This window comes from Nonomuraea sp. NPDC048892, assembly GCF_040649735.1.
Lineage (GTDB): Bacteria > Actinomycetota > Actinomycetes > Streptosporangiales > Streptosporangiaceae > Nonomuraea > Nonomuraea maheshkhaliensis.
This window is the reverse complement of record NZ_JBEZFZ010000053.1, coordinates 1-21077: the sequence shown is the minus strand read 5'-3', so window position 1 is coordinate 21077 and position 21077 is coordinate 1. Positions and strand designations below refer to the sequence as shown.

10 protein-coding genes are annotated in these 21077 nt (G+C 62.3%); 6 read left to right on the top strand and 4 right to left on the bottom strand.

Translation table 11 applies throughout. The features are described 5' to 3' along the window. Positions 1-274 precede the first annotated feature (274 nt). Positions 275-2530 carry a WD40 repeat domain-containing protein gene (locus tag AB0C28_RS55155; RefSeq protein ID WP_358085370.1) on the bottom strand — a complete coding sequence of 752 codons (2256 nt, stop codon included), beginning with the start codon at positions 2528-2530 and terminating at the stop codon, positions 275-277. Then, positions 2514-4466, bottom strand: a complete 1953-nt coding sequence (locus AB0C28_RS55150; protein WP_358085387.1) for a caspase family protein — start codon at positions 4464-4466, stop codon at positions 2514-2516. The genes AB0C28_RS55155 and AB0C28_RS55150 overlap by 17 nt, the downstream gene beginning before the upstream one ends. Before the next feature lie 42 nt (positions 4467-4508). On the opposite strand from AB0C28_RS55150, the gene AB0C28_RS55145 reads away from it, so the two are divergent. From AB0C28_RS55145 to AB0C28_RS55130, 4 genes are all read left to right on the top strand, one after another. After that, entirely contained in the window at positions 4509-5879 is a 1371-nt protein-coding gene (locus AB0C28_RS55145; RefSeq protein WP_358085367.1) for a thioesterase domain-containing protein, read from the top strand. Between the two features lie 89 nt (positions 5880-5968). Further along, on the top strand, positions 5969-7459 hold the full coding sequence (locus AB0C28_RS55140; protein WP_358085364.1) for a putative PEP-binding protein: 1491 nt from the start codon (positions 5969-5971) through the stop codon (positions 7457-7459). Between the two features lie 712 nt (positions 7460-8171). Next, positions 8172-9149, top strand: a complete 978-nt coding sequence (locus AB0C28_RS55135; protein ID WP_358085362.1) for an ATP-binding protein — start codon at positions 8172-8174, stop codon at positions 9147-9149. A gap of 193 nt (positions 9150-9342) precedes the next feature. Then, a complete protein-coding gene (locus AB0C28_RS55130) occupies positions 9343-11670 on the top strand; it encodes a S8 family peptidase (RefSeq protein ID WP_358085359.1) in 2328 nt (775 codons plus the stop codon). A 60-nt stretch (positions 11671-11730) separates the two neighbouring features. Here AB0C28_RS55130 and AB0C28_RS55125 read toward each other — a convergent pair whose 3' ends face one another. Together AB0C28_RS55125 and AB0C28_RS55120 are read right to left on the bottom strand one after the other, a co-directional pair. Next, the gene (locus AB0C28_RS55125; protein WP_358085356.1) at positions 11731-14514 is read right to left on the bottom strand and encodes an ATP-dependent DNA helicase; all 2784 of its coding nucleotides are present in this window, start codon (positions 14512-14514) and stop codon (positions 11731-11733) included. Between the two features lie 97 nt (positions 14515-14611). Next, entirely contained in the window at positions 14612-15814 is a 1203-nt protein-coding gene (locus AB0C28_RS55120) for a hypothetical protein (RefSeq protein ID WP_358085353.1), read from the bottom strand. Positions 15815-16302: 488 nt separating this feature from the next. Between AB0C28_RS55120 and AB0C28_RS55115 the strand changes: the two genes are divergently transcribed. Then, complete coding sequence (locus tag AB0C28_RS55115) at positions 16303-19404, top strand: BPTD_3080 family restriction endonuclease (protein ID WP_358085351.1); 3102 nt, start codon at positions 16303-16305, stop codon at positions 19402-19404. A gap of 4 nt (positions 19405-19408) precedes the next feature. Next, on the top strand, positions 19409-20929 hold the full coding sequence (locus AB0C28_RS55110) for a site-specific DNA-methyltransferase (RefSeq protein WP_358085348.1): 1521 nt from the start codon (positions 19409-19411) through the stop codon (positions 20927-20929). Positions 20930-21077 lie beyond the last annotated feature (148 nt).

Genomic DNA, 21077 nt, shown 5'->3' with positions numbered 1-21077 from the left:
ATGTTCAAGGAGGGATTGCTGCATGGACAGGCGCGGATCGCGCCCGAGCAGGTCGTCGTCACACACGTGTGGGGATTCTGCCCACGCTGCAAACACCCTCTCGACGTACTCCAGACTCATCTTCCCTCCACTGGCGTAGCTGCCCCGAGGGCCGATGCAGCAAGCCGGGAAGAACATTTTCCCGTTGAAGTGATCTGCGCGTGCCAGGCTGGCTACCACCCCGGCAGCCGTGGGGCCGTGGGATGCGGAGCTCGATTTCGGATCAGGGTTCCCTTCATTGATCCGAGCCGCTCTTAACTTCCCCTGCCAGACCACGGTGGAGAGTGACGACAGTCACTCCCAGAGGGCTGGTCACCGCAAGGGTGTAACGGTCCACGGTCAGCGCTGTGCAACCCGCTAGGGGGATGATGTAGTGCGTTCCATCGCGCAGGTCCCACACGCGGACCGTGTTGTCCTGGCTGCCCGTGACGGCGACAGGGACACGGTCGAGATGAGCGAGGGCCACCGACCTGACTGGGCCAGTGTGTCCTTCCAGGACGCGCACTGCGGCGCCGGTATGGAGGTCCCATATTCTGACGGTGGTATCGTCGCTACCTGATACGGCGACCGGGGCGCCATCGAGTCGTGTCAAGGCAACCGATCGGACCCAGTCAGTGTGGCCCTCCAGAATTCGTACTGCGGCGCCGGTATGGGGGTCCCATATTCTGACGGTGGTATCGTCGCCGCCGGACACGGCAATCGGGATGCCGTCGATCTCATCGAGATCCACCGAATAGATAGGGCCGGTGTGTCCTTCCAAGAGACGTATTTCGGTGCCGTCCCGCAGATTCCAGATCCGGACAGTTGCATCGTTGCCGGCTGTCGCGGCGACCGGGATACGGTTGATTCGACCGACGGCGACCGATCGGATCCAGTCAGTGTGGCCTTGGAGAATCCGGAGCGGGGTGGCGTTACGGAGGTCCCATATCCTGACGGTGGCGTCGTCGCTGCCGGATACGGCGACTGGGGTGTCATCGAGTTGAATCACGGCGACCGATCGGACCCAGTCAGTGTGGCCCTCTAGAACCCGCAGTGCTCCACCGTCGTGTAAATCCCAGACGCGGACCGTGGCGTCGTGGCTCCCAGTGACGGCAACCGGGGTGTCATCGAGATGGCCGAGGGCGACCGATCGCACCCAATCCGTGTGATCCTCCTGGACACGTACGGGGGTGCCGTCACGCAGGTCCCAGACCCTGACCGACGTGTCGTAACTGCCTGAGACCGCCACTGGCCTGTCATCGAGGTAGCCGATCGCGACGGATCTCACCCCCGCGCTGTGCCCCTCCAAAACGCTCAGCGGCGTACCGTTATGAAGGTCCCAGACCCGCACGGTAGCGTCGTAGCTACCCGTGATGATCACTGGTGCGTCGTCGAGACGGCCGAGGCCGATCGAGTTCACCCCATAGGTGTGACCGCCCATGATCCTCAGCTTGGTGCCGTCGCGCAGGTCCCAAATCAGCATCCTAGTATCGCCGCCGCCGGTGACGATCACGGCTCTGCCATCGAGGCGGGTCAGTGACACCGACCTGACCGGCCCCGTGTGATCGTCCAGGACGTACAGCAGCGCAGAATCGCGCAGATCCCAGACCCGGACGGTCGCGTCATGGCTTCCGGTGACGGCGACTAGGCCGCCATCAAGATAACCAAGAGCCACCGACCGTACACCATAGGTATGACCCTCAAGGACACGCAGCGGGGTACCGTCACGCAGGTCCCATACCCGGACGCTAGCGTCGTCGCTGCCCGTGACCACGACCGGGACCCCATCGAGATTACCAAGCGCGACCGACCGTACACCATAGGTATGGCCTTCCAGGACCCGCAGCGTCGAGCCGTCCCGCAAGTCCCAGATCCGCACGGCCCCGTCTCCGCCGCCGGACAAGACGACCGGTCTGGAGTCGATATCGCCAATGATTACCGAGTTCACTGCCTTGGTGTGGCCTTCCAGGACGCGTAACGGGGTGCCTTCCCGCAGGTCCCAGACGCGGACCGTCGCGTCGCCGCCGCCGGTGACCGCCACAGGCGCGCCGTCGACTGTCCCAAGTGTCACCGCGTACACCGCACCTGTGTGGCCTTCGAGGACCCGGTGGTAAGCAGTGGGATGGATCCGTGCCCACCTCGGCCACCACCGGGCATCCGCGCGCTGGATCAGACCAAGGTCCTCTCCGTGCTGGAGTGCGGTCAGGGCAAGGGTGGCCGCCCGCTCACCGGGCTCCAGCCCGCGAAGTTGGTGGGCGCAGCGCAGGAACAGGCGTGCCGATGCGGGCAACCCTGGATCTAGCCCGGTCCCGAGGGCACCCGCCAGGACGTCCGGGTCGGCCGCGACCAGGTAGCCAACATCAGCGGAGAGCCCCGCCAGCGTGCCACCGGCCCGGGCGTGAAGCGCTAGGTAGTGCGCCGTGTACGGGTTGACATGCTCCCATCCATCCACCGAGGCAAGGACCTTCAGCCGAAAAGCGATCATGGCCTCCACATCAGCCTTGTCCGTCATCGCACACCGTTCGGATGAGATAGTCGGCAATCGCTTGGTGGTAGAGCCGGAACACGGCCTGCCCGTCTTCAGTGGCCTCGGTGAGATACCATCCGGCCTCCCGGATGATGCGTGCGACATCGGAGTCGCGGTAGCCCCGGCCGGACTTCGACAGTTCGCTAGCGAGCTCGGGCCAAATCTGCCGCCGGGGCAGTCCCTTACCCCGGGCGAACGCTAGCGGCGTCAGCACTTCGCGTATCTGGGCGGGATCGGGAAAACGTTCCAGGTCGCGGGAGAACACTTCGTGCAGACCTGCTGCGCCCACATCGCTAGGCAGGCGACCCTGCCAGCCGGGTTGCTCGACGATCTGTTCGTCAAAGCCCTCCAAGACGCGCAACGCGAACCGAGCGTAGAGAAACACTCGTCCAGCCTGCGCAGCCACCTCGCGCGCCGCTCTGCCCCGCCGTTCTGCCGAGAGCCAGCGGTCGGCGAGCCGGTCCTCGACATACCGGGCGATGTCCTGCGCGGTCGCGGGATCGGCACTAAGGTCGAGCACGTCGAAGGCGCCCACGCGGGGCCGCAGAGCGGAGACCAAGGGTCCCGGGTCGTCGGGAGTGGCATCGTGACGGCCGTCGCGGTCCCGCCGAGTGCCGACCACGACGCGACAGCCAGGAAGGCTGCCGATTGCCCGCAAGATGTCACGGGCAACGAACTCCTCCTCGCCGCGCTCGGCCTCGTCGAGCGCGTCCGCAAGGATGGTAACGGACCTTCCGGTGTCCACGAGGTTCAGCACTAGATCACGGGCCGGGCTGGACGACTCGGAGAGGGCGATGCCGAGTTGGGCCGCGATGTCCATGGCGGTGTCGTCGACGCGCCGGTTCTTCAAGTGCGTCACCACGTCGAAGCAGCCCACGACGGGCCGGGTCGCGGCATCGGTGTCGAGCATGCCGAGGACGCGGCAGGCCGGCTGAGAATCCGTGTCGGCGAGAACTGCTAGCCGCCCGAGGAACGCCGACTTCCCGGCACCGGGCGAGCCCGTAACGACGAAAACGCCACGATCGTGGGTGGCGAGCCAGTTGATGGCCTCCCGCGACATCCGCTGGCGGCCAGTGAAGAACCAGCCAACATCGTTCGCATCGGTGCTTGCGGCCTTACGCAGGAAGTGCTCGCGGTCGGCCGCAGGCAAGCGGCGCAGAAGTTCCCCCAGTTCGACGGCACGAGCGGCGGCGTCCGCTCGGTATCGCGGGTTGGGGATGACCTTAAGGCCACTGCGTCCCGCAACCTCCGCGCACTGTTCGTCCTTGAGCCGGTGACGCAGTTCGTCACGGAGTTCTTGTAGGGTGACGTACTCGTCACCGTCCTTCCAATGGCCTTGCTGTGAGCCCTCGTCGAGGGCAGTCAGCATCGCGTGCACGAACGCTCCGCTATACGACTGCTCGTGGTGCAAGCAAGAGACCAGCACACCGAGATCCATCGCGGCCCCGGCCTCGGCTGCAGCAACCCGCAAGAGCGCTTCTTGCACCTGCGCGGCCGCGAAACCTGCGTGGCAGACGTCCAGCAGCATCAGCGCCCTCCTGGCCCCGCTGTTAAGAATCTGCTCAACGACATCATCCGCACTGATCGACTTGGTTCCCCCGTAGGGGGGCGCAGCAGGACTAGTCGCGGCGAGGACGTGGTGCCGCCCATGATGCAGGCGGCCGTGCCCGCCGAGGTACAGCACGAGGGCGGAACATCCGCCGCAGGCACGGACTCGGTCAGACCACGTTTCAATAGCGTCGCGGATCGCGACTGCGCTCGCACCGGCCAGCTCACGCGAACCGGTTGCGGGGGTGAACCCCCACTGGCGAAAGAAAGCTTCAATACGTCGCGCATCATCAAGACACTCCGGAAGATGCGGATGGGAGCTGCGACTGTAGTCGATCCCCAAAGAGAAGATCCAGGTATCGCGTTGAACCATCACGCATGAAATAGTGACATAACCCAGAGGAAAGGAGAGGCCTTGGCACGCATCGGCAATGGCGATCTCATTGTCGTCGTTCCCGGCATCCTGGGGAGCACGTTGTATCGGGACGGACGCCAGACGTGGGGCTACCGGAACATCAGCTGGAACCTGTATCGACTCACCGCCCGGCTCACCGAGGATCTGTCGTTACCGCCCGAGGCATTCGCCGATCCAGCGTTGGGATGTGATGACGGTACCCAGGTCCGGGGCGTACTGAAGACGCTTGGCATCGTCCCGGGTTTTCTCACTATCGATGGGTACGACAAGCTGCTCCGGCGGCTGCGGGCGCGGTTCCGGGACGACCACCACACCATCATCGAGTTTCCCTACGACTGGCGTCAGTCGAACGAGTACACCGCAAGACGATTACAGACGGTGGTTGAGCCCATCCTGGAACGTCGGCGTCAGATCCATCCCGATGCAGGGATCGTCTTCTTCTGCCATTCGATGGGAGGTCTCGTCGCCCGCTTCTATGCCGAATGCTTGGACACCCGGAAACTCACCCGCCGCATAATCACCATTGGTACCCCGTACTCGGGTGCGGCTAAGGCATTAGGCGTTCTCGCCAACGGGTATGCGCCGCTCGGTTCGTGGCGTATCCGCCTAGGAGAACTGGCTCGGTCGCTGCCTTCGGTGGCGGAACTTTTGCCTATGTACGCCTGTGTCGGGCCGTCGGTGCACGCGCTCGCGCCGCTGGTGTCCGAGCCCGTGCCAGGGCTGCCCGACATCTGTCTGGAGCGCGGACTCCGGTTCCACCGGCGGATCGAGGAGGCGATCGCGGCCAATGGCAACGCACGGCCTTCATACCACGCGATCCTCAGCCACCGGCAAACCACCGAGACATGGGCATCCATCACCGACGACGGCAGCACGATCCTTCACGCGCCGAGTAACTTCGAAGAGCGCGGCGACGGAACGGTTCCCCGCTGCTCGGCCACGCCGCCCGAGTGGGCGGACGACTCCAACGCACTGTTCGTCGCAGGCAGGCACGCCGCGCTTCAGCAGCAGAACTCGGTCATCATCCAAGCGGAGGGCATCGTGACGACGCGGCGGCGTCCGATGGCCGCGATGGACGAGATAGCGGTCGATGCCGATCTGCACATCGAACCCGGCGGTGCATGGGAGGTCCGGGCAGAGTCCATCGAAGGGTCGGATCGCCTTGTACTCTTCGTGACCGTCACCGACCCGGATGACGGCCGAGTGGGCGTATCACGGTCGCTGCGCCCCGAGGGGGACAGCCGGTACTCGGCGCGGATCCCGATCGCTGGGCCCGGCGTCTTCCGGTGGACCGTCCACACCGCCCCAACGGCTGCCACACCCGTGGACCCGGTCAGCGACGTCCTCCTCTGTACCGACGAGGAGGTGTAGATATATCAGACTGGGGCGCATCTGGCGAACCCTACTCTGGCCCAAGTTACTGTCGTCCTGGAGGTTTGCGCCGGAGAGGGGACACCTGAATGAGCAGCGCCAAGATGCTTAAGGCTGCCCACATGCTCGCGCAGAACGACCCAATCGAAGCGATCCGTGCAGCCGCATACCGGGCGATGGTCCCGGAGGGTGTGGCCGCAGCCTGCACCGGCATGGGTGTTACTGCGGACTGTGCGAGCGGCGTACTCTGCACAACCATCGAGGAGTGCGCTACCGCTGAGCTCGCCTGCACCCCCTATGTGTACGCCCGACCGGCCACTGGTGCGGCCGATATGAGGGCCGTCCGAGAATCAATGGCTCTCTTCACCGCAACCGGTGGCACCACCAGCCACGCCGCTGTGCTGGCGCGCTCCTGGCAGAAACCGTGTGTGGTCGGCGCGGGCTTTTCGCTTCGGGAAGGAACGTTGACCCTGCAAAATGGAAGCGTCCTGCGGTCCGGTGAGTGGGTCACGGTCTGCGCGACTACCGGATCTGTCTGGCGCGGTGAGCTGAAACGGTACCGGGATCCGCACGCATCCGGCGTTCTGCAGGCCCTGATCGATGCGGCGGATGAGCTTCATGAGCTGCCCGGACCAGTTGTATACGCAAACGCCGAGACCGACGAGGAAGTTGTTCGCTGCATCGCACTCGGAGCAGAGGGCGTGGGCGTCGCCCGCACCGAGCACATGTTCTTCGGCGATACCGAACTACCCCTGCTCCGCAGGGCCCTATGGCCCAAGGATTCGGTCGATCATGTAGAGGCACTGGCATCGCTTCATGACCTGCTTGCCGCTAAATGCCTCAGCCTCATGAGAGCCTGTGCCGGTCGCCGCCTCGCGATCCGGCTTCTTGACCCTCCCGCTCACGAGTTCGCCGACCCCGAAACTCTGCTGCTCGTCCGCGAGGAGAATCCAATGATGGGTGTCCGCGGCGCCCGCCTTGGCATCCTGCACTCCGACATCTACCGCACCCAGGCCCAGGCGATCATCCAGGCCCACCTCAACCTGCCCCCCGACCGCCGCAGTTATCTGGCCGTTCTCCTGCCATTCGTCACCTTCGGTGCCGAGGTCAGCGCGTTACGCGAGATCCTCGATGTCCCCTCGGACAGTGGCATCATGCTAGGTGCAATGATCGAGACCCCCGAGGCTGTCTTCCGTTCCCCGGAGATTGCCAACGAGGTCGACTTCCTCAGCGTCGGCACAAACGACCTCCTCCAGTTCTGCCTTGCGATGAGCCGCGACGATGTCGCGAGCGCCCTGATTCCCACCTACATCGCCGAGAAGTTAGTAGATGACGACCCTGTCACCCATCTGGACCGATCCGCCAGCGCCATCGGCTTGCTACGCCTCATGACCGACCTCACCCCTGGAGTTCCCTGGGGCATCTGCGGTGAACATGCCGCGGACTCCTCCTCCCTCCGTGCCCTTCTTCCACTTGATCCCGCCTACGTGAGCGTCAGCGCAGCAGGCATGGTGTGCACGCGCGTCGAAATCGGCCGACACAGAGCCATCCAGTTCCTCCGCAACGAGCAGAGCCGTTGAGCGGAGGTCCAATTGATTGTTCGCAGAGATCATCAGCATGGCTCAGACTGGTCCGGTGCACCGACAGGCTCCGCGGCACCAGCCCCGTCCAGAATGCGGAGTACAGGGACCGCCGGCGTGCCAGTGGTGTGCGCCGCATCGTCAAGAGAGAACGTCGATATTCCCGGTCGGGCATTGGGCGATCGGCAGCCTCATGGCATGCCTGCCGATCCTTAGCAGGCATCCGCTGTAGGAGAGCGAGGGCTGGGTGGTATTCTCAACCGCTTGACCTGCAAGAACGCGGTTCATGATGGCTGCGCTGCTTGATCATCCCCCACATGTCCCGTACGTGGCGAGGTCGTAGTAGGCCATGCAGGCGCCAAACAATCCGAACCGCCAAAATCCTGCCGTGATGATCGTCTTCTTGGAGACACGACCAGTCGCGTTGGTTGCCCCGTTCGGGCTTCTGTAACAGACAAGCCCGCCACCGCTGATGGCGGGAACCGCAGGTAGGAGGCCGCTTGTGATCTTCGCTTGAGTGCTTAGATGTGATTGAATATGAAGTGAGAAGGTTGATCAAGTTGTCGGATCTCTCGGTCCTAGAGGATCCGTACGAACCGCTCCTGACCTAGCAAGTATCATGACGCGACTCGATGGGCATGGATAGGGTGCAAATCCGTGCTCGTGGATCACGAGAGTGCAGTCCGATACTGGAGCCTCGCGAAGGAAGGTCATGGCTGCGTCGGCGGACCACGTCAAGGCTCTCGTTCGAGCCCACGTCGAGGGCGACGAAGAGGCCTTCTACAGCGTTGCGCTGCAACTGGCTGCCAAGTCTGCCCGTCAAGGGCACAACTTGCTAGCGGCCGAGCTGCGCGACCTTGTGGACGAAGCTCGTGAGCAGCCGATTCGCCGGCAAGAGCCAACCCTAGTCGTCCAACCTCGCGGAGAGCTGGCCGAGCTTGTATCTGCGAGCTATCCAGACATTCATCTCGCTGATATGACCCTCGCGGAAGCTGTGCAAGAGCAGCTGCAGCGCGTGTTGCATGAGCAGCGCCAGCGCGAGCGTCTTGAGAACCACGGATTCGCCCCCATCTACAGACTGCTGCTTGTCGGACCACCTGGCACTGGCAAGAGCATGAGTGCCGCGGTGCTGGCCCGAGAGCTGAGCCTCCCTCTGTTCACAGTTCGCTTGGACGGCCTGATCAGCCGGTTCATGGGGCAGACCGCGTCCAAACTACGCCTAGTTTTCGACACCGCAGCCAAGAGTCGAGCCGTCTATCTTTTCGACGAATTCGACGCGATCGGGGCCGAACGCCGCATCGAGGGAGACGTCGGTGAAGCGCGACGTATCCTCAACAGCTTCCTACTCTTCTTGGATGAGGCAAGGCCAGAGAGCCTGGTGGTAGCGGCCACGAACCACGCTGGAATCTTGGACAACGCGCTATTCCGTAGATTTGATGCTGTCATTACCTATGATGTTCCGAGTGCGGAGCAAGCGATCGAGGTACTGCGCCGGAGGCTCGCGTCGATGAATACCAAGAGGGTGGACTGGAGTCGTCTTGCGGACCACGTTGGTGGGCTCAGTCATGCTGAGCTCGTGCGCGCTGCGGAAGCAGCCGCGAAAGACGCGATTCTAACCGGGCATGATCAGCTCTCCGGTTCAGTCCTGATGGCAGCCCTTGGCGCACGCCGTGCTACCCGGAATGGGTGAGGCCATCCCTCCCGCGTCCCGTCACCTTCCACATTTGCTCGTTCCGGGTGGCGGCTCTGACGTCGGGTACAGGGGGCGTCCCGCACCAATGGGCGGGGGCGTTCGGGAGATCAGCAATCCGAGAACGCACGCCTCCAGGCTGAAGTCAGAGCTAAACCTGGCGGAATCGGCAGCGCGCAGGGCTCGGGCCTTGGTGCCGCAGACCGTGCGGGGTGACGGCTTCGTGCTAACTGTTGCTTGTTGGTCCGCTGACCATCACCTTGCACTGAAGTCGCTCGACGCTCATGGCGCCAAGCTGCTCTCAGTTCTGCCCAAGAGTGAGGAACTTCCCGAGCGAGCGCTAGTCTGGCTGCCGTTCACGGCTGTACCGAAATTCGTAGATCTATTCGAGAAGTTCGCCACCGAGCTAACTTCGGTAGGTAAGCCGAAGAACGCAGCGCTCGTAGCCAACATCGACGAACTGCGGTTGTCGGTGCTCCATGAGTTGTGGCAGGAGAGCGACTCCTTCCCTGACCCTGAGGAACCTCGGTGGTGGGAGATCTGGCTCGTCCAGCTCACGAAGAAGCATGATCCCATTCGGGAGTTCCACCGTGTGGTCGAGCAGCTGCGCTGGCAGGCATCCGAGGCAGCTCTGGCGTTTCCGTATCGTGTCGTTACGCTGGTTCGTGCAAGCGCCCAGGAGCTCGGAACGCTACTCACTACTAACGCCATTCCCGGTGAGCTGCGCAAGCCGGGGTTCACCGAGGAGCTTTTCGGACTAGAGCGCACGTTTCAGGCGGACATAATCAACGATCTAGTGAGCCGTACAACTGCAGCCGAGCCCGAAGCTCCCGCGGTTTGTGTCCTGGACTGTGGCGTCCAGGCGGAGCATCCGCTGCTAAAAGCATCATTTGACAACGGTTACACAGCCATCGCAGGGACCACATCCGCGCCCGCACCCACTGCCACACATGGCACGGAAATGGCTGGGCTGGCTCTTTACGGTGATCTTGAGCCATTTCTCAATGGGTCTAGTCCAATTAAGCTTGGACACCGGCTCGAATCTGTGAAGATCCTTCGGGGACATCACGATACTGAGACCCAGCCAGATCTCTATGGCAAGCTGATGGTCGACGCGGCATCACGAGTGGAAATCGGACAGGATCGTGCCCGGGTTTACTCAATGGCTGTGACCTCTGGGGACCTCAGGGGGGTCGATGGACGACCGACATCGTGGTCGGCCGCGATTGACGCACTCGCGATCGGTACTGATGTTTTACCCAATACAAAGGGACTCGGACTGCTGGGCCAGCCAGATCATGAGGCTTCCCGGCTGTTTTTCATCAGCGCAGGTAACGTCACAGGCGATGACTGGGACCTTGATCATCTCGCTGTCAGCGACACCCGCCAGATTAATGACCCCGCCCAGGCATGGAACGTTCTGACTGTAGGCGCTTACACCGAGCGCGTGGATCCCCCTACGGATGCCGCCTACGCTGGGTATCGAGCAATCGCACCTTCCGGCGAGCTGTCACCCTTCAGTCGTACCTCCGTACTGTGGGGGAAGGGGCGCCCGATCAAGCCGGACATCGTAATGGAGGGTGGGAACCTTCTCATAGCGCCTTCTGGCGACTTCGATCACCATGAAGTTGTTGAGGTCCTTACGACCAGCGGAAGGCCGTACAGCCCTCTCGCCACCGCAAATGCGACAAGTGCGGCAACGTCGCAGGCGGCACGACTGGGTGCATTGGCGCTCAGCAGGTATCCAAGCCTCACCCCACAGGCGATCCGTGGCCTTCTCGTACATGCTGCGGAATGGACGCCGGCGATGGCTGCGCACTTCCCGGCACCTAAGGCTAGTTCACCGAAGACCAAGCGGCATGCCTTGTTAAGGCGCTATGGGTGGGGGGTTCCGACTGAGCAGCGGGTGTTGGCGAGCGCTGCAGACGATGTGACCATGATCGTTGAGGACGAATTCAAGCCGTTCGGGCGATCATCGGGAACCCTTTCCATGCGGGCCATGCGTCTCCATAACCTCCCATGGCCGGCGGACCTGCTTCAGGAGCTCGGAAACGCCTCGGTCAGGATGCGGGTGACGTTGTCATACTTCATCGAGCCGAATCCGTCGAACCGGGGATGGCAGGGTAAGTACGCCTATGCCTCGCACGGTCTTCGCTTCGATGTCATCCGACCAACGGAGAACCTGGCCGGGTTCCAGAAGCGGCTTGGCAATGAGGCAGAGGACGAGGAGCGTGGGGTGCGGGCCACATCGTCTACAGATGATCGGTGGTTCCTCGGACAGGCGCGAAATTCTGGATCTCTCCACGCCGATCTTTGGAACGGCCACGCGATTGATCTCGCTCGTTGCGGAGTGATCGCTGTCTACCCCGTCGGAGGATGGTGGAAGCAGAACAACCGTCGAGATCGAGTCGATGTTCCCGTCCGATACACCTTGTTGGTGTCCCTATTCGCCGACGTTGCTGCAGATATCTACACGCCAATCGCGAACAAGATTCAGATACCCGTTCAAATTGAGACGTAGAGGATGGCTCTGGGGTGATGTCAGCGCACCAGAGCGTGCAGCCGTGTCACAGGTTGTTCATCACGTCGAGTCCCTGCACAGTCCGGCGAGATCGCAGCGGGCACAGGTGTCGCACCAGGAAGACTTGCGTGGCAGTTGGTTGTCCCTCAATGCGTCACCGGCGTCCCGGATCTTCCCGTGGATACCCAGCAGGAGCTCCTCATTGATGACTTCGCGTGAGCTGGAGGTGCTGTCGTCCAGGTTGAGCACCTCGACCAGGTCGGCGTTTTTGCCGCTGAGCTCCTTGTAGCCAGCTGCGTATACGTGTAGCTGGTCGCGGGAGATGTCGTCGGTCTGAGCGCGCTGGGTGGACTTGAAGTCCACGATCGAGGTCTCGTTCGTGTCCAGGCGGCGGATCATGTCGATCCGACCATCCACGGTCACGCCAGGGGCGACATGCACGCGGATCGGCTGCTCGGAGTGAAGCGTGTTGTGCAGCCGCTCGCCGTTCTCCCGCAGGTAGCGGCGAATCGCGCCAAGCGCGGCGGTGCGCAGCTGTTTGGTGAGTTCCGTGCCGGCGAAGGGCGCGTTAAGGTGCCGATCGACCAGTTCGTCAATCTCGGAGGAGTCGATGATGTCGCCGTCGATGGCCCGCTTATGGATCTCGGCCAGCACATCGTGCAGAGACTTGCCGTAACCGAGCTCTTCGGCGATCGGCTGATCGAAGCCATACATGAAACGCAGCTTGAACTGGTAAGGGCACTCAAACAGGTATTTCAGTTCGCTGAAGCTCAGGGTCACCTCGGGTGTCTCGTGTCGGGCTCGCGGCTCCAGTCGATCGGCCGGTAGCGGCGCCTCGGCGGTGAGCATGTATGGGTTGCGTGTGGTGAAAGTGAAAAAGTCCGACTGCTTGAGATACAACTGGGACTCGCCCGGCGAGTAGGTGACGGCCAGGTACTTCTGCGCCCGGGTGATCGCAACGTAGAACAGCCGGACCTCGTCGGCCTCGGTGCCCTTGTACCGGTCGGCGTCGTCGACAGCCTCGGGCGGGATGATGTGGAAGGCGCTGAGCCCGCCATGTCGCTTGCCCGGAAAGCGGTTCCTGCGCATAGCAGGGACAAAGACTGCCGGCCACTGCATGCCCTTGGCCTGGTGGACGGTCGAGATGACCACCGCGTCCGGGGTTGCGTAACCGACGTCGGCGTCGCTTTCGGCGTAGTAATCGGGAGCCTGGTAGGTCAGAAACTGCACGAACCGGTCGTACAGGTCCGACAACGAGCTCTTGTAGTTGATCTGCTCGAACGCGGTGATGACCTTGCTGAACTTCCCGAGGTTGTAGAAGGCCAACTCGCCGACAGTCCGATCACCCGGCACCCGTTCCTCTCGGACTCGGACGGCTGTCAGGAAGTCGGCGTAGACCTGCTGCAGAGTGAAGGTGATACGTCGGTGCCGCTTGAGATCGAGCGTCTGAGCTCGGTAAAGGATCGCGAGCCCTTCGTCCAGGTCGGCGTCATCCAGCCCAAGGCCGGCCGCGTGCCAGGCGTCCCGCACATCGTGCTCAGTCACAGGCACGGGATTCTGCCCGCCGCTCTGCCCGATGAGGAACTCGAACAGCTTGACGCACGCCTGCACCTCGGGCGCCTCGAACAGCCGAGTCAAGCCCTTGATGACATATGGCACGCCGCGTTGCTTGAGCTCCTCCACCAACGGCCCGGCGTCCTTGCTGACGCTGCGGAACAATACGGCGAAGTCCGACCAGGACAGGCCGCGGGGCAGGGCACCGTCGGTGTCTTGGAACGGCAGGCCGCGCATCTTCTCGATCCGGTCGGCGGTCCATCGGGCCTCGGCCGCTGCGTCGTCAAAGGCCAGAGCTAGCAGGTCACCTCGATCGAACTGCTGATGCCCGGCTGCGACCATCGTCTTCGGCAGTCGCTGGTCGGCATTCATCTCTGCAACGGACTGACCGAGGGAGACCACGCCGACGCTGGAGCGGAAATTCTCACCCAACGTGACGGTCTGAACGTCTTCGTGCCGGTCGTCGAAGCTAAGGATCCCTGAGACGGCGCTGCCGCGCCACTGGTAGATCGTCTGGTCGTCGTCGCCGACCACGCACAAGTTCGCCCCCCAGCGGGTCAGCCCGCGGATCAGCTTCTCCTGAACTGGATTTGTGTCCTGGTATTCGTCCACCACCAGGTAGCGGATGTTGTCGCGCACGTGCCGGACCAGTGTGCCCGCGAGCTGATCGTCCGGGTCGTACTCCAACAGGTCGACGATTGTCTTGAACTGGTCGGTAAAGTCGAAATAGTTGTGCTTGAACAGCAGCTCGCGGTAGGCGCTCAGGTTGTCCATGAGCCCTTCTCGCAGGAGCTCAGTGTCGACAGTGTCCTCTCGCAGGATGTTGAGGACCTGCATATAGAGCCGTGAGTCCCGGTAGCGCTTCAGGAACCTGTCCTGCCCCTGGACGCGTGCCTTGGTCTTGGTCAGTCCGCTCTTGCTGCTGTTGCGGTCGATGAACAAGCGGGTCTGAATCTCGTCCAGCACGCTGAACTTGAATGTCTCGGGCACGTGCTGCTGCAGCGCGTCGAGGGCGTAGGCGTGCATGGTTCCGATGAACATCTCCGCGAGCCCGGTCATCTCACCGAGTTCCTTCTTTACTAGCAAGCCGATCCGCTCCTGGAGCTCGGCCGCAGCCTTGTTGGTGAAGGTGAAAGCCACCACGTTGCGAGGGTGGACCTCAGGCCGGCGGAGGATCTCGGTGATCCGCTGGGAGATGACCTGCGTCTTGCCCGACCCCGCGCAGGCCACGATCAGCAGCGGGTCGTCGACGATGGCGATTGCGCTCCGCTGAGCGTCTGTGTATTTCATGCCACAGATGATGCCAATCCGCACCGACATTCTTTGTGAATTAGCACACATTTTCGGGATGGCCAGTGAGTGTTTAAGTCCGCGCGGCAGAGTGGGCTCAGACGTCGTAAATTTGAAGGACCTCGTCGCCGTAGTGGTTGATCACCTTCACCGCGATCTTTCCGGTGTCCGGGATCGGGAACGGCAGCGAGCGGGTCGTGTAGAGCTGCTCCCAGGCGGCCTCGTCGATGTCGGACCTGAGCGCCTTCTTCAACCGCTCGTACGGCTTCTGTCCGCTGGCGAAATAGCAGTGCCGAACGAAGAACGACTCACCGTCGTAATCGGTGTCGATCATCCACAGGGCAATGTCGGTCGTGCCGCTTGACCGGATCTCACCTCGGGTCGGGTCGTACACGTCGATCCCACGCACCTCCACGACCACGCCCTCGCTGGTGCGCTCGATCGCGATGTCCGGCTCGCCGAAGACCATAAACAGGTTGCCGGTGTCGGTCTTCTTCAGCACGTCCGCCATGACCAGGTCGGAGTTCATCCGCACCAGCAGCACCGGGAGCTTGCCGAGGTTACGCTCCTCTTGGACCGAGGCGAAGTCCTCAGCGTTCGGCTTGAACTCCTCGGTAGTCTTCACCGCCTGCGGATCGAAAGCGAATGCGCACACGATGAGCAGGTCGAAGCCTAGCCCCTTGAGCGCCTCGCGGGCCGCGCGCCGGATCCACTCCGGGGCCACGGTCCCGTACTGAGGGCCGATGCTTACGGCGATCCGCTGCGGGGTACTCCCCTCGCTCGCCTGCTGGATGCCCTCGGCGTTGATCAGTTCGCCGGCGAACGGGATCAACGACTCGAACTCCAAACGCTCGTTCTTCCTGCCGTTCTGCACACCGGCCTTGGCGAGGTTGTCGAGGATCGACTGCTCGAAGCTGGAGGCGTCGGCTTCGGTCGCGGCCTGCTCTGTGCGAGTTTGTACGGTAGTCGCGAGCGTCTTGTGCGGGGCCAGGGACTCCACGGTGAAGGGGCCCGCGACGCGGACCTTCTTCTTGTCTTCGTATGGCTGGTCGTAGAGGAGTTCTTGCTCCGCGTATCGCGCAATCAGCTCCTGAATCCGCTCTCGGCTCAAACCCTCTTGAAGATCGGAGTTATTCGCAATTGCCTTGAGCCCGATGTGCGGGATCCGCTTGTATACAAACCCCTTTCGGATATCTCCGTTCAGGGAATTGATGACTGGAGGGCGACCGTTAAGCTTGGCCTCTTCGAGCTGGCCCTCTTTAGAGTCTGCAAGTAGATAGAAGGGATGCAAGCCGCTCATGATTCGCTGCCGGGCGAGTGCGAGTGCAACGCGAGAGGTATCCACTGTGATCCAGCGGCGCCCCCACTGCTCAGCCGTATATGAGCGAAAGATTCGGCAGCTTATCAAGCGTTTGGGTACCTAATCCTCTATCATCCAGTACCGCCCTCACGATCGCCTGGCTGCGGCCGGTCGTCATACGGGGTTGGGGGCGATCGAAGGTCCGGGACTTCGTTCCTCAGCCCCGGCCCACTGAAAAAGGTGGCTTGGCGTCGTCACGGGAATGCGCGGGATGGATCTGCCTCTCCCTCGCTCCCCGAGACTGCATGCCGGAAGGGCAATGGGCCTGGTGATCGCTGCTCCGCTTCTCGCGCCGTGCGGCCTGAACAGCAACAGGGCGGTCTCCCCATAGCCGCCCAGCAAGAGATTACGATTCGGGGCTTCCTCGCGCAGTTGTCGAAGGCCCTTACTAAACTTTGCCCGAGAAACCCAGCTTTCGGAGGCGGCGAGTGACGGACCGTATCATCGAGAACCCGATCATCAACTCGCCCTATCTATCACCAAGCAGGCACTTTGAGTTCGACAGCCACGGAGTCCCAGGCGATATCAAGGAAGGTCGTCGCCCGAGCTCCTTCTTCGTCCCGGTTCCGAAGGCCACGAAGGGCAACGCTCAGGTGGAGCTGGATCTTCCCGAGCTGGGGCTGTCTGGCGACCAGATCGAACAGAACCACTTCGTCAACGCAGTTCGGCGCAAGGTTGACGGCTGGCGCCTGCGCGGCTACCCGGATGTCACCGCCACCTCGCGGCGTCTCTTGGAATATTGGAGCGATCCCGCCAGGGACAACAGAATCCTGTTTTGTCAGCGAGAGGCCGCCGAGACAGCCATCTACCTGGCCGAGGCCGCGCACAAGCAGGGCGACCCCTCTATCCACAACGCACTCACCGAGATCAACGCCATCTACAACGACGGGCTCGCCCGGATTGCACTGAAGATGGCCACCGGTTCAGGCAAGACGATCGTGATGGCGATGCTGATCGCCTGGCACACCCTGAACAAGGTCGCAAATCCGCAGGACAGACGCTTCGCCAAGCGCTTCCTGGTTGTTGCACCAGGCCTGACCATCCGCGACCGGCTCCGCGTCCTGCTGCCCGCGGACGAGGGTAATTACTATCGGATGCGCGACCTGGTCCCGGTAGACCTGTACGGCTCGCTCTCCCAAGCGAAAATCGTCATCACGAACTACCACGGGTTCCAACGCCGGGAGACCAAGCTCGGGCAGGGCGTGGCCAAGACCACCAAGGAACTTCTGGCCGGCAAGTCCGGTGCGCAGAGTCCGTTCCTGGAGACCGTTGGGCAGATGGTAGCCCGTGTATGCCGGGAGCTGGGCGACTCCAAGTCCGAGATCGTCGTCCTCAACGACGAAGCCCATCACTGCTATCGGGACCGGATCGACGACCCAGAGGAGGACGCCGACGCAGGACTGACCGGCGAGGGCAAGAAGGAAGCCGAGGGCCGTAACTACGAGGCCCGCGTCTGGTTCCGCGGCCTGCAGGCGATTAAGGCCAAGCTCGGCGTCAAGTCTGTTTACGACCTATCGGCCACGCCGTTCTTCCTCGCCGGCTCTGGGTACAAGGAGGGCACCCTCTTCCCTTGGGTGGCCAGCGATTTCTCCCTGGTCGAGGCGATCGAGTCGGGCATTGTTAAGATTCCCCGGGTCCCGGTCGACGACAACAGCACCTCTGTGGATGTCACCTACCTGCAGCTGTGGCAGAACATCCGCGATCAGCTGCCCAAGAAGGGCCGCAAGGACCAGTCAGTCTCACCTGAGTACCTGCCACCCGCTCTCGAAGGCGCCCTGCACAGCCTCTACGACTCCTACAAGAAGTCCTTCGAGGCCTGGCAGGACTCCGTGGCATCCAAGCAGGGCGACCCGCCGCCGGTCTTCATCGTGGTGTGCAACAACACCACAGTCTCCAAGATGGTCTTCGACTGGATCGGCGGCTGGGACAGGCTCCTCGACGAGGAGACCACTGTCGCTGTCCGCGGCAGGCTGCCGCTGTTCTCCAATGTGGATGAGGGCGGCCAGTGGCTGCATCGGCCGCCGACGATTCTGGTCGACTCCGAGCAGTTCGAGAAGGGCGAGCTGACCGCCGAGTTCCGCAGGACACTTGGACACGAGATCGAGGAGTTCAAGCAGGACTACGCCCAGCGCTTCCCCGGCCGGTCCGCAGACGAGGTGGACGACGTTCAGATCCTGCGTGAGGTGATGAACACCGTTGGCAAGGCCGGCAAACTCGGCGGACACGTCCGGTGCGTGGTCAGCGTTTCCATGCTCACTGAAGGCTGGGACGCCAACACCGTCACCCATATCCTCGGCGTGCGCGCCTTCGGTACCCAGCTCTTGTGCGAGCAGGTGGTCGGCCGCGGGCTGCGCCGCCGCTCCTACGCAGTCGACGAGAACGACTTCTTCACCCCGGAGTACGCCGACGTCTACGGCGTGCCGTTTCAGTTCATGCCCACGAGCGGGAAGGTTGTCGACCCGAAACTGAGAGTGACCCGCCACGTGCGGGCGATCCCCGGTCGCGAGCATGCGGAGATCACCTTCCCGAGGCTAGTTGGCTACCGGATCGAACTGCCCGACGAGGATCTGATGCCGGACTTCGATCAGGACAGCCGGCTCCGGATCACCACTGACATGATCCCCACCCAGACCACGATCGCCGGCGTCGTCGGCGACATCGGGATGGACATCCTTGAAGGGCTCCAGGATGCTCGCGAGCAGGAGGTCGCCTTTCAGCTCGCCAAGCGGGTCATGGAGACTTACCTCACCGACCCCGACGACCGTAAACCGTGGCTTTTCCCACAGATTCTGCGGATCACAAAGCAATGGTTGGTTGAATGCGTCGACTATGACGCCCATACCTTCGTTGGTCTGTTGCTGATCGCTCAGCACGGCGACCGGGCCGCACGCCGGATTAAAGACTCGATCTTGACTATCAGGGGAAATCGGCAGCCGCGAGCCCTGCCGATCTTCCGCCCGTTCGATCACGTCGGTTCCACCGCTGAGGTCAACTTCTCCACCACCAAGCAGGTCTTCCCGACCGCCGAGGAGAAGAGCCACGTCAACTACGTCGTGCTCGACGGCGTGGACGGCAACACCTGGGAGCAAAAGGTCGCCCAGATCCTGGAGTCCACACCCCAGGTAGCTGCCTACGTCAAGAACGACCACATGGGCTTCACCATCCCCTACGCCATTGGCGGCCAGACCCGCCAGTACGTCCCAGATTTCCTAGTACGTCTGGCGCCGCCCACCCCGGATGACGACCTGGTCCACACGCTGATCGTAGAGGTCTCCGGCAGCCACAAGCCCGCCGACTCCACCCACGAGAAGGCGGTAACCGCGCGCGACCGCTGGGTCCCCGCAGTCAACAACCACGGCGGCTTCGGCCAGTGGAGCTACTGCGAGCTGAAAGACCCAGAGAAGTTCCGCGCCGGACTGGAGCAGGCGATTCAGGCACTATACGGCGGCCGCGGGACCAGCGCCCAGGTCGGCCCTGCCTGGGACCTCGACCCCATGTCCACAATGATCCTCGCCGGTGAAGGGAAGTAGCAGGATGCCGCCGAAGAAGACCTCCGGGCCGACCGCCGTAGAGTCGTTCACGCACGAGGACAAGCGGACGAACCTCCCGACCGCCGACTCCCACGACCTGCTCAGCGAAGAGGCCGCGGGAATTGCCAAGCTGCGCTACCTCCGCAACCCCGAACTGGACCCACAGCTGGTCTGGAAGGGCAAGGACACACAGGACTCCGAGGACCTGGTGGTGGACGCGCCGCCGATCTACATCCAGGAGAAGATCGACCCGCGCGTGCTCATCGAGAACCTGCGCCGTACGGCACAGCGGCCAGAGGACGAGCCTGAGCTCACCCTTTTCGACACCTTCGATGGTCTGGATGGCTTCGAGGCCATCGAGTACTACCAGCACCAGGCCAACTGGTCCAACCGGGTGATCCTCGGCGACTCGCTCCAGGTTATGGCCTCGCTCGCGGAGAAGGAGAGCCTCCGTGGCAAAGTCCAGATGATTTACATCGACCCGCCGTACGGCATCAAGTTCGGCTCCAACTTCCAACCCTCTACTCGGAACAACAAAGTGAAGGACGGTAAATCCGAAGACGTCACCCGCGAGGTTGAGCAGGTCAAGGCGTTTCGTGACACTTGGAAGCTTGGAATCAGCTCCTACCTCGCATACCTTCGCGATCGTTTGATCGTCGCACACGATCTACTTACCGAGTCCGGCAGTGTTTTTGTCCAGATCGGCGACGAAAATGTACATCTTGTTCACTCGCTCCTCGATGAAGTTTTCGGTAGTGAGAATTTCGTCTCGCTAATCAGTTTTAAGACAACATCGGGCGCAGGCAGCTTTGCCGTCGGAACAAATGTGCTAGCTTCAGTTAGTAGCTATATTGTCTGGTATGCAAGAAATATAGAGCAGATTAAATATCGCCAGCTCTTCAAGAGCAAAGACCGCCAGAGTGGTGGAGATGAGTACACCTCGATCGAGCTCCCAGATGGTTCTCGCCGTAAAGCCACAGCAGAAGAACTCCTGAACCCGGGCTCGGGGAGACTCTTCCGTCTGGACAACATGACTTCACAGACCACCCGTGTCGGTCAGACCACGGTCTTCCCCGTAGAGATAGACGGTAAATCAATTACCCCGGCAACCGGCGGCTGGAAGACTAATCGCGAAGGGATGTCGCGACTGATCTTCGCCAATCGGGTCGTCGCGCGAAAAAACTCGCTGGGCTATGTCCGATACATCGACGACTTTCCTGCCTTCCCCATCAACTCGATGTGGGAAGATACCGTGATTGCCGGGCGGCCAGGTGACAAGATCTACGTAGTTCAGACTTCTTCCAAGGTCGTCGAGCGTTGCATGCTCATGACGACCGATCCCGGCGATCTAGTGCTCGACCCCACTTGTGGGTCCGGGACCACAGCTGACACTCTGGATGACCGAGCAATGCTGATGAGCCGCTGGCGCTTCTTCTCATCTGCGTCAGTCCAGCGGTCCTTGGCCTTCTTCTGGACATCCCGATTGCCGGCGCCCGACTTCAGAGCGCTGGAGGATCCCACCTGAGCATGAACGACCCGCTGTCCCATTTGTCTCCCTGTTCTCGGGGCGCTCTCGTATCTGAGAGTGCGTTCTGCGAGTTGATGTCCCTTTCATCGGTGGGGTTGGGTTAGGTCGGCTGGTCGGAGACCCGCCGGTCGGACTACGGGCGTGG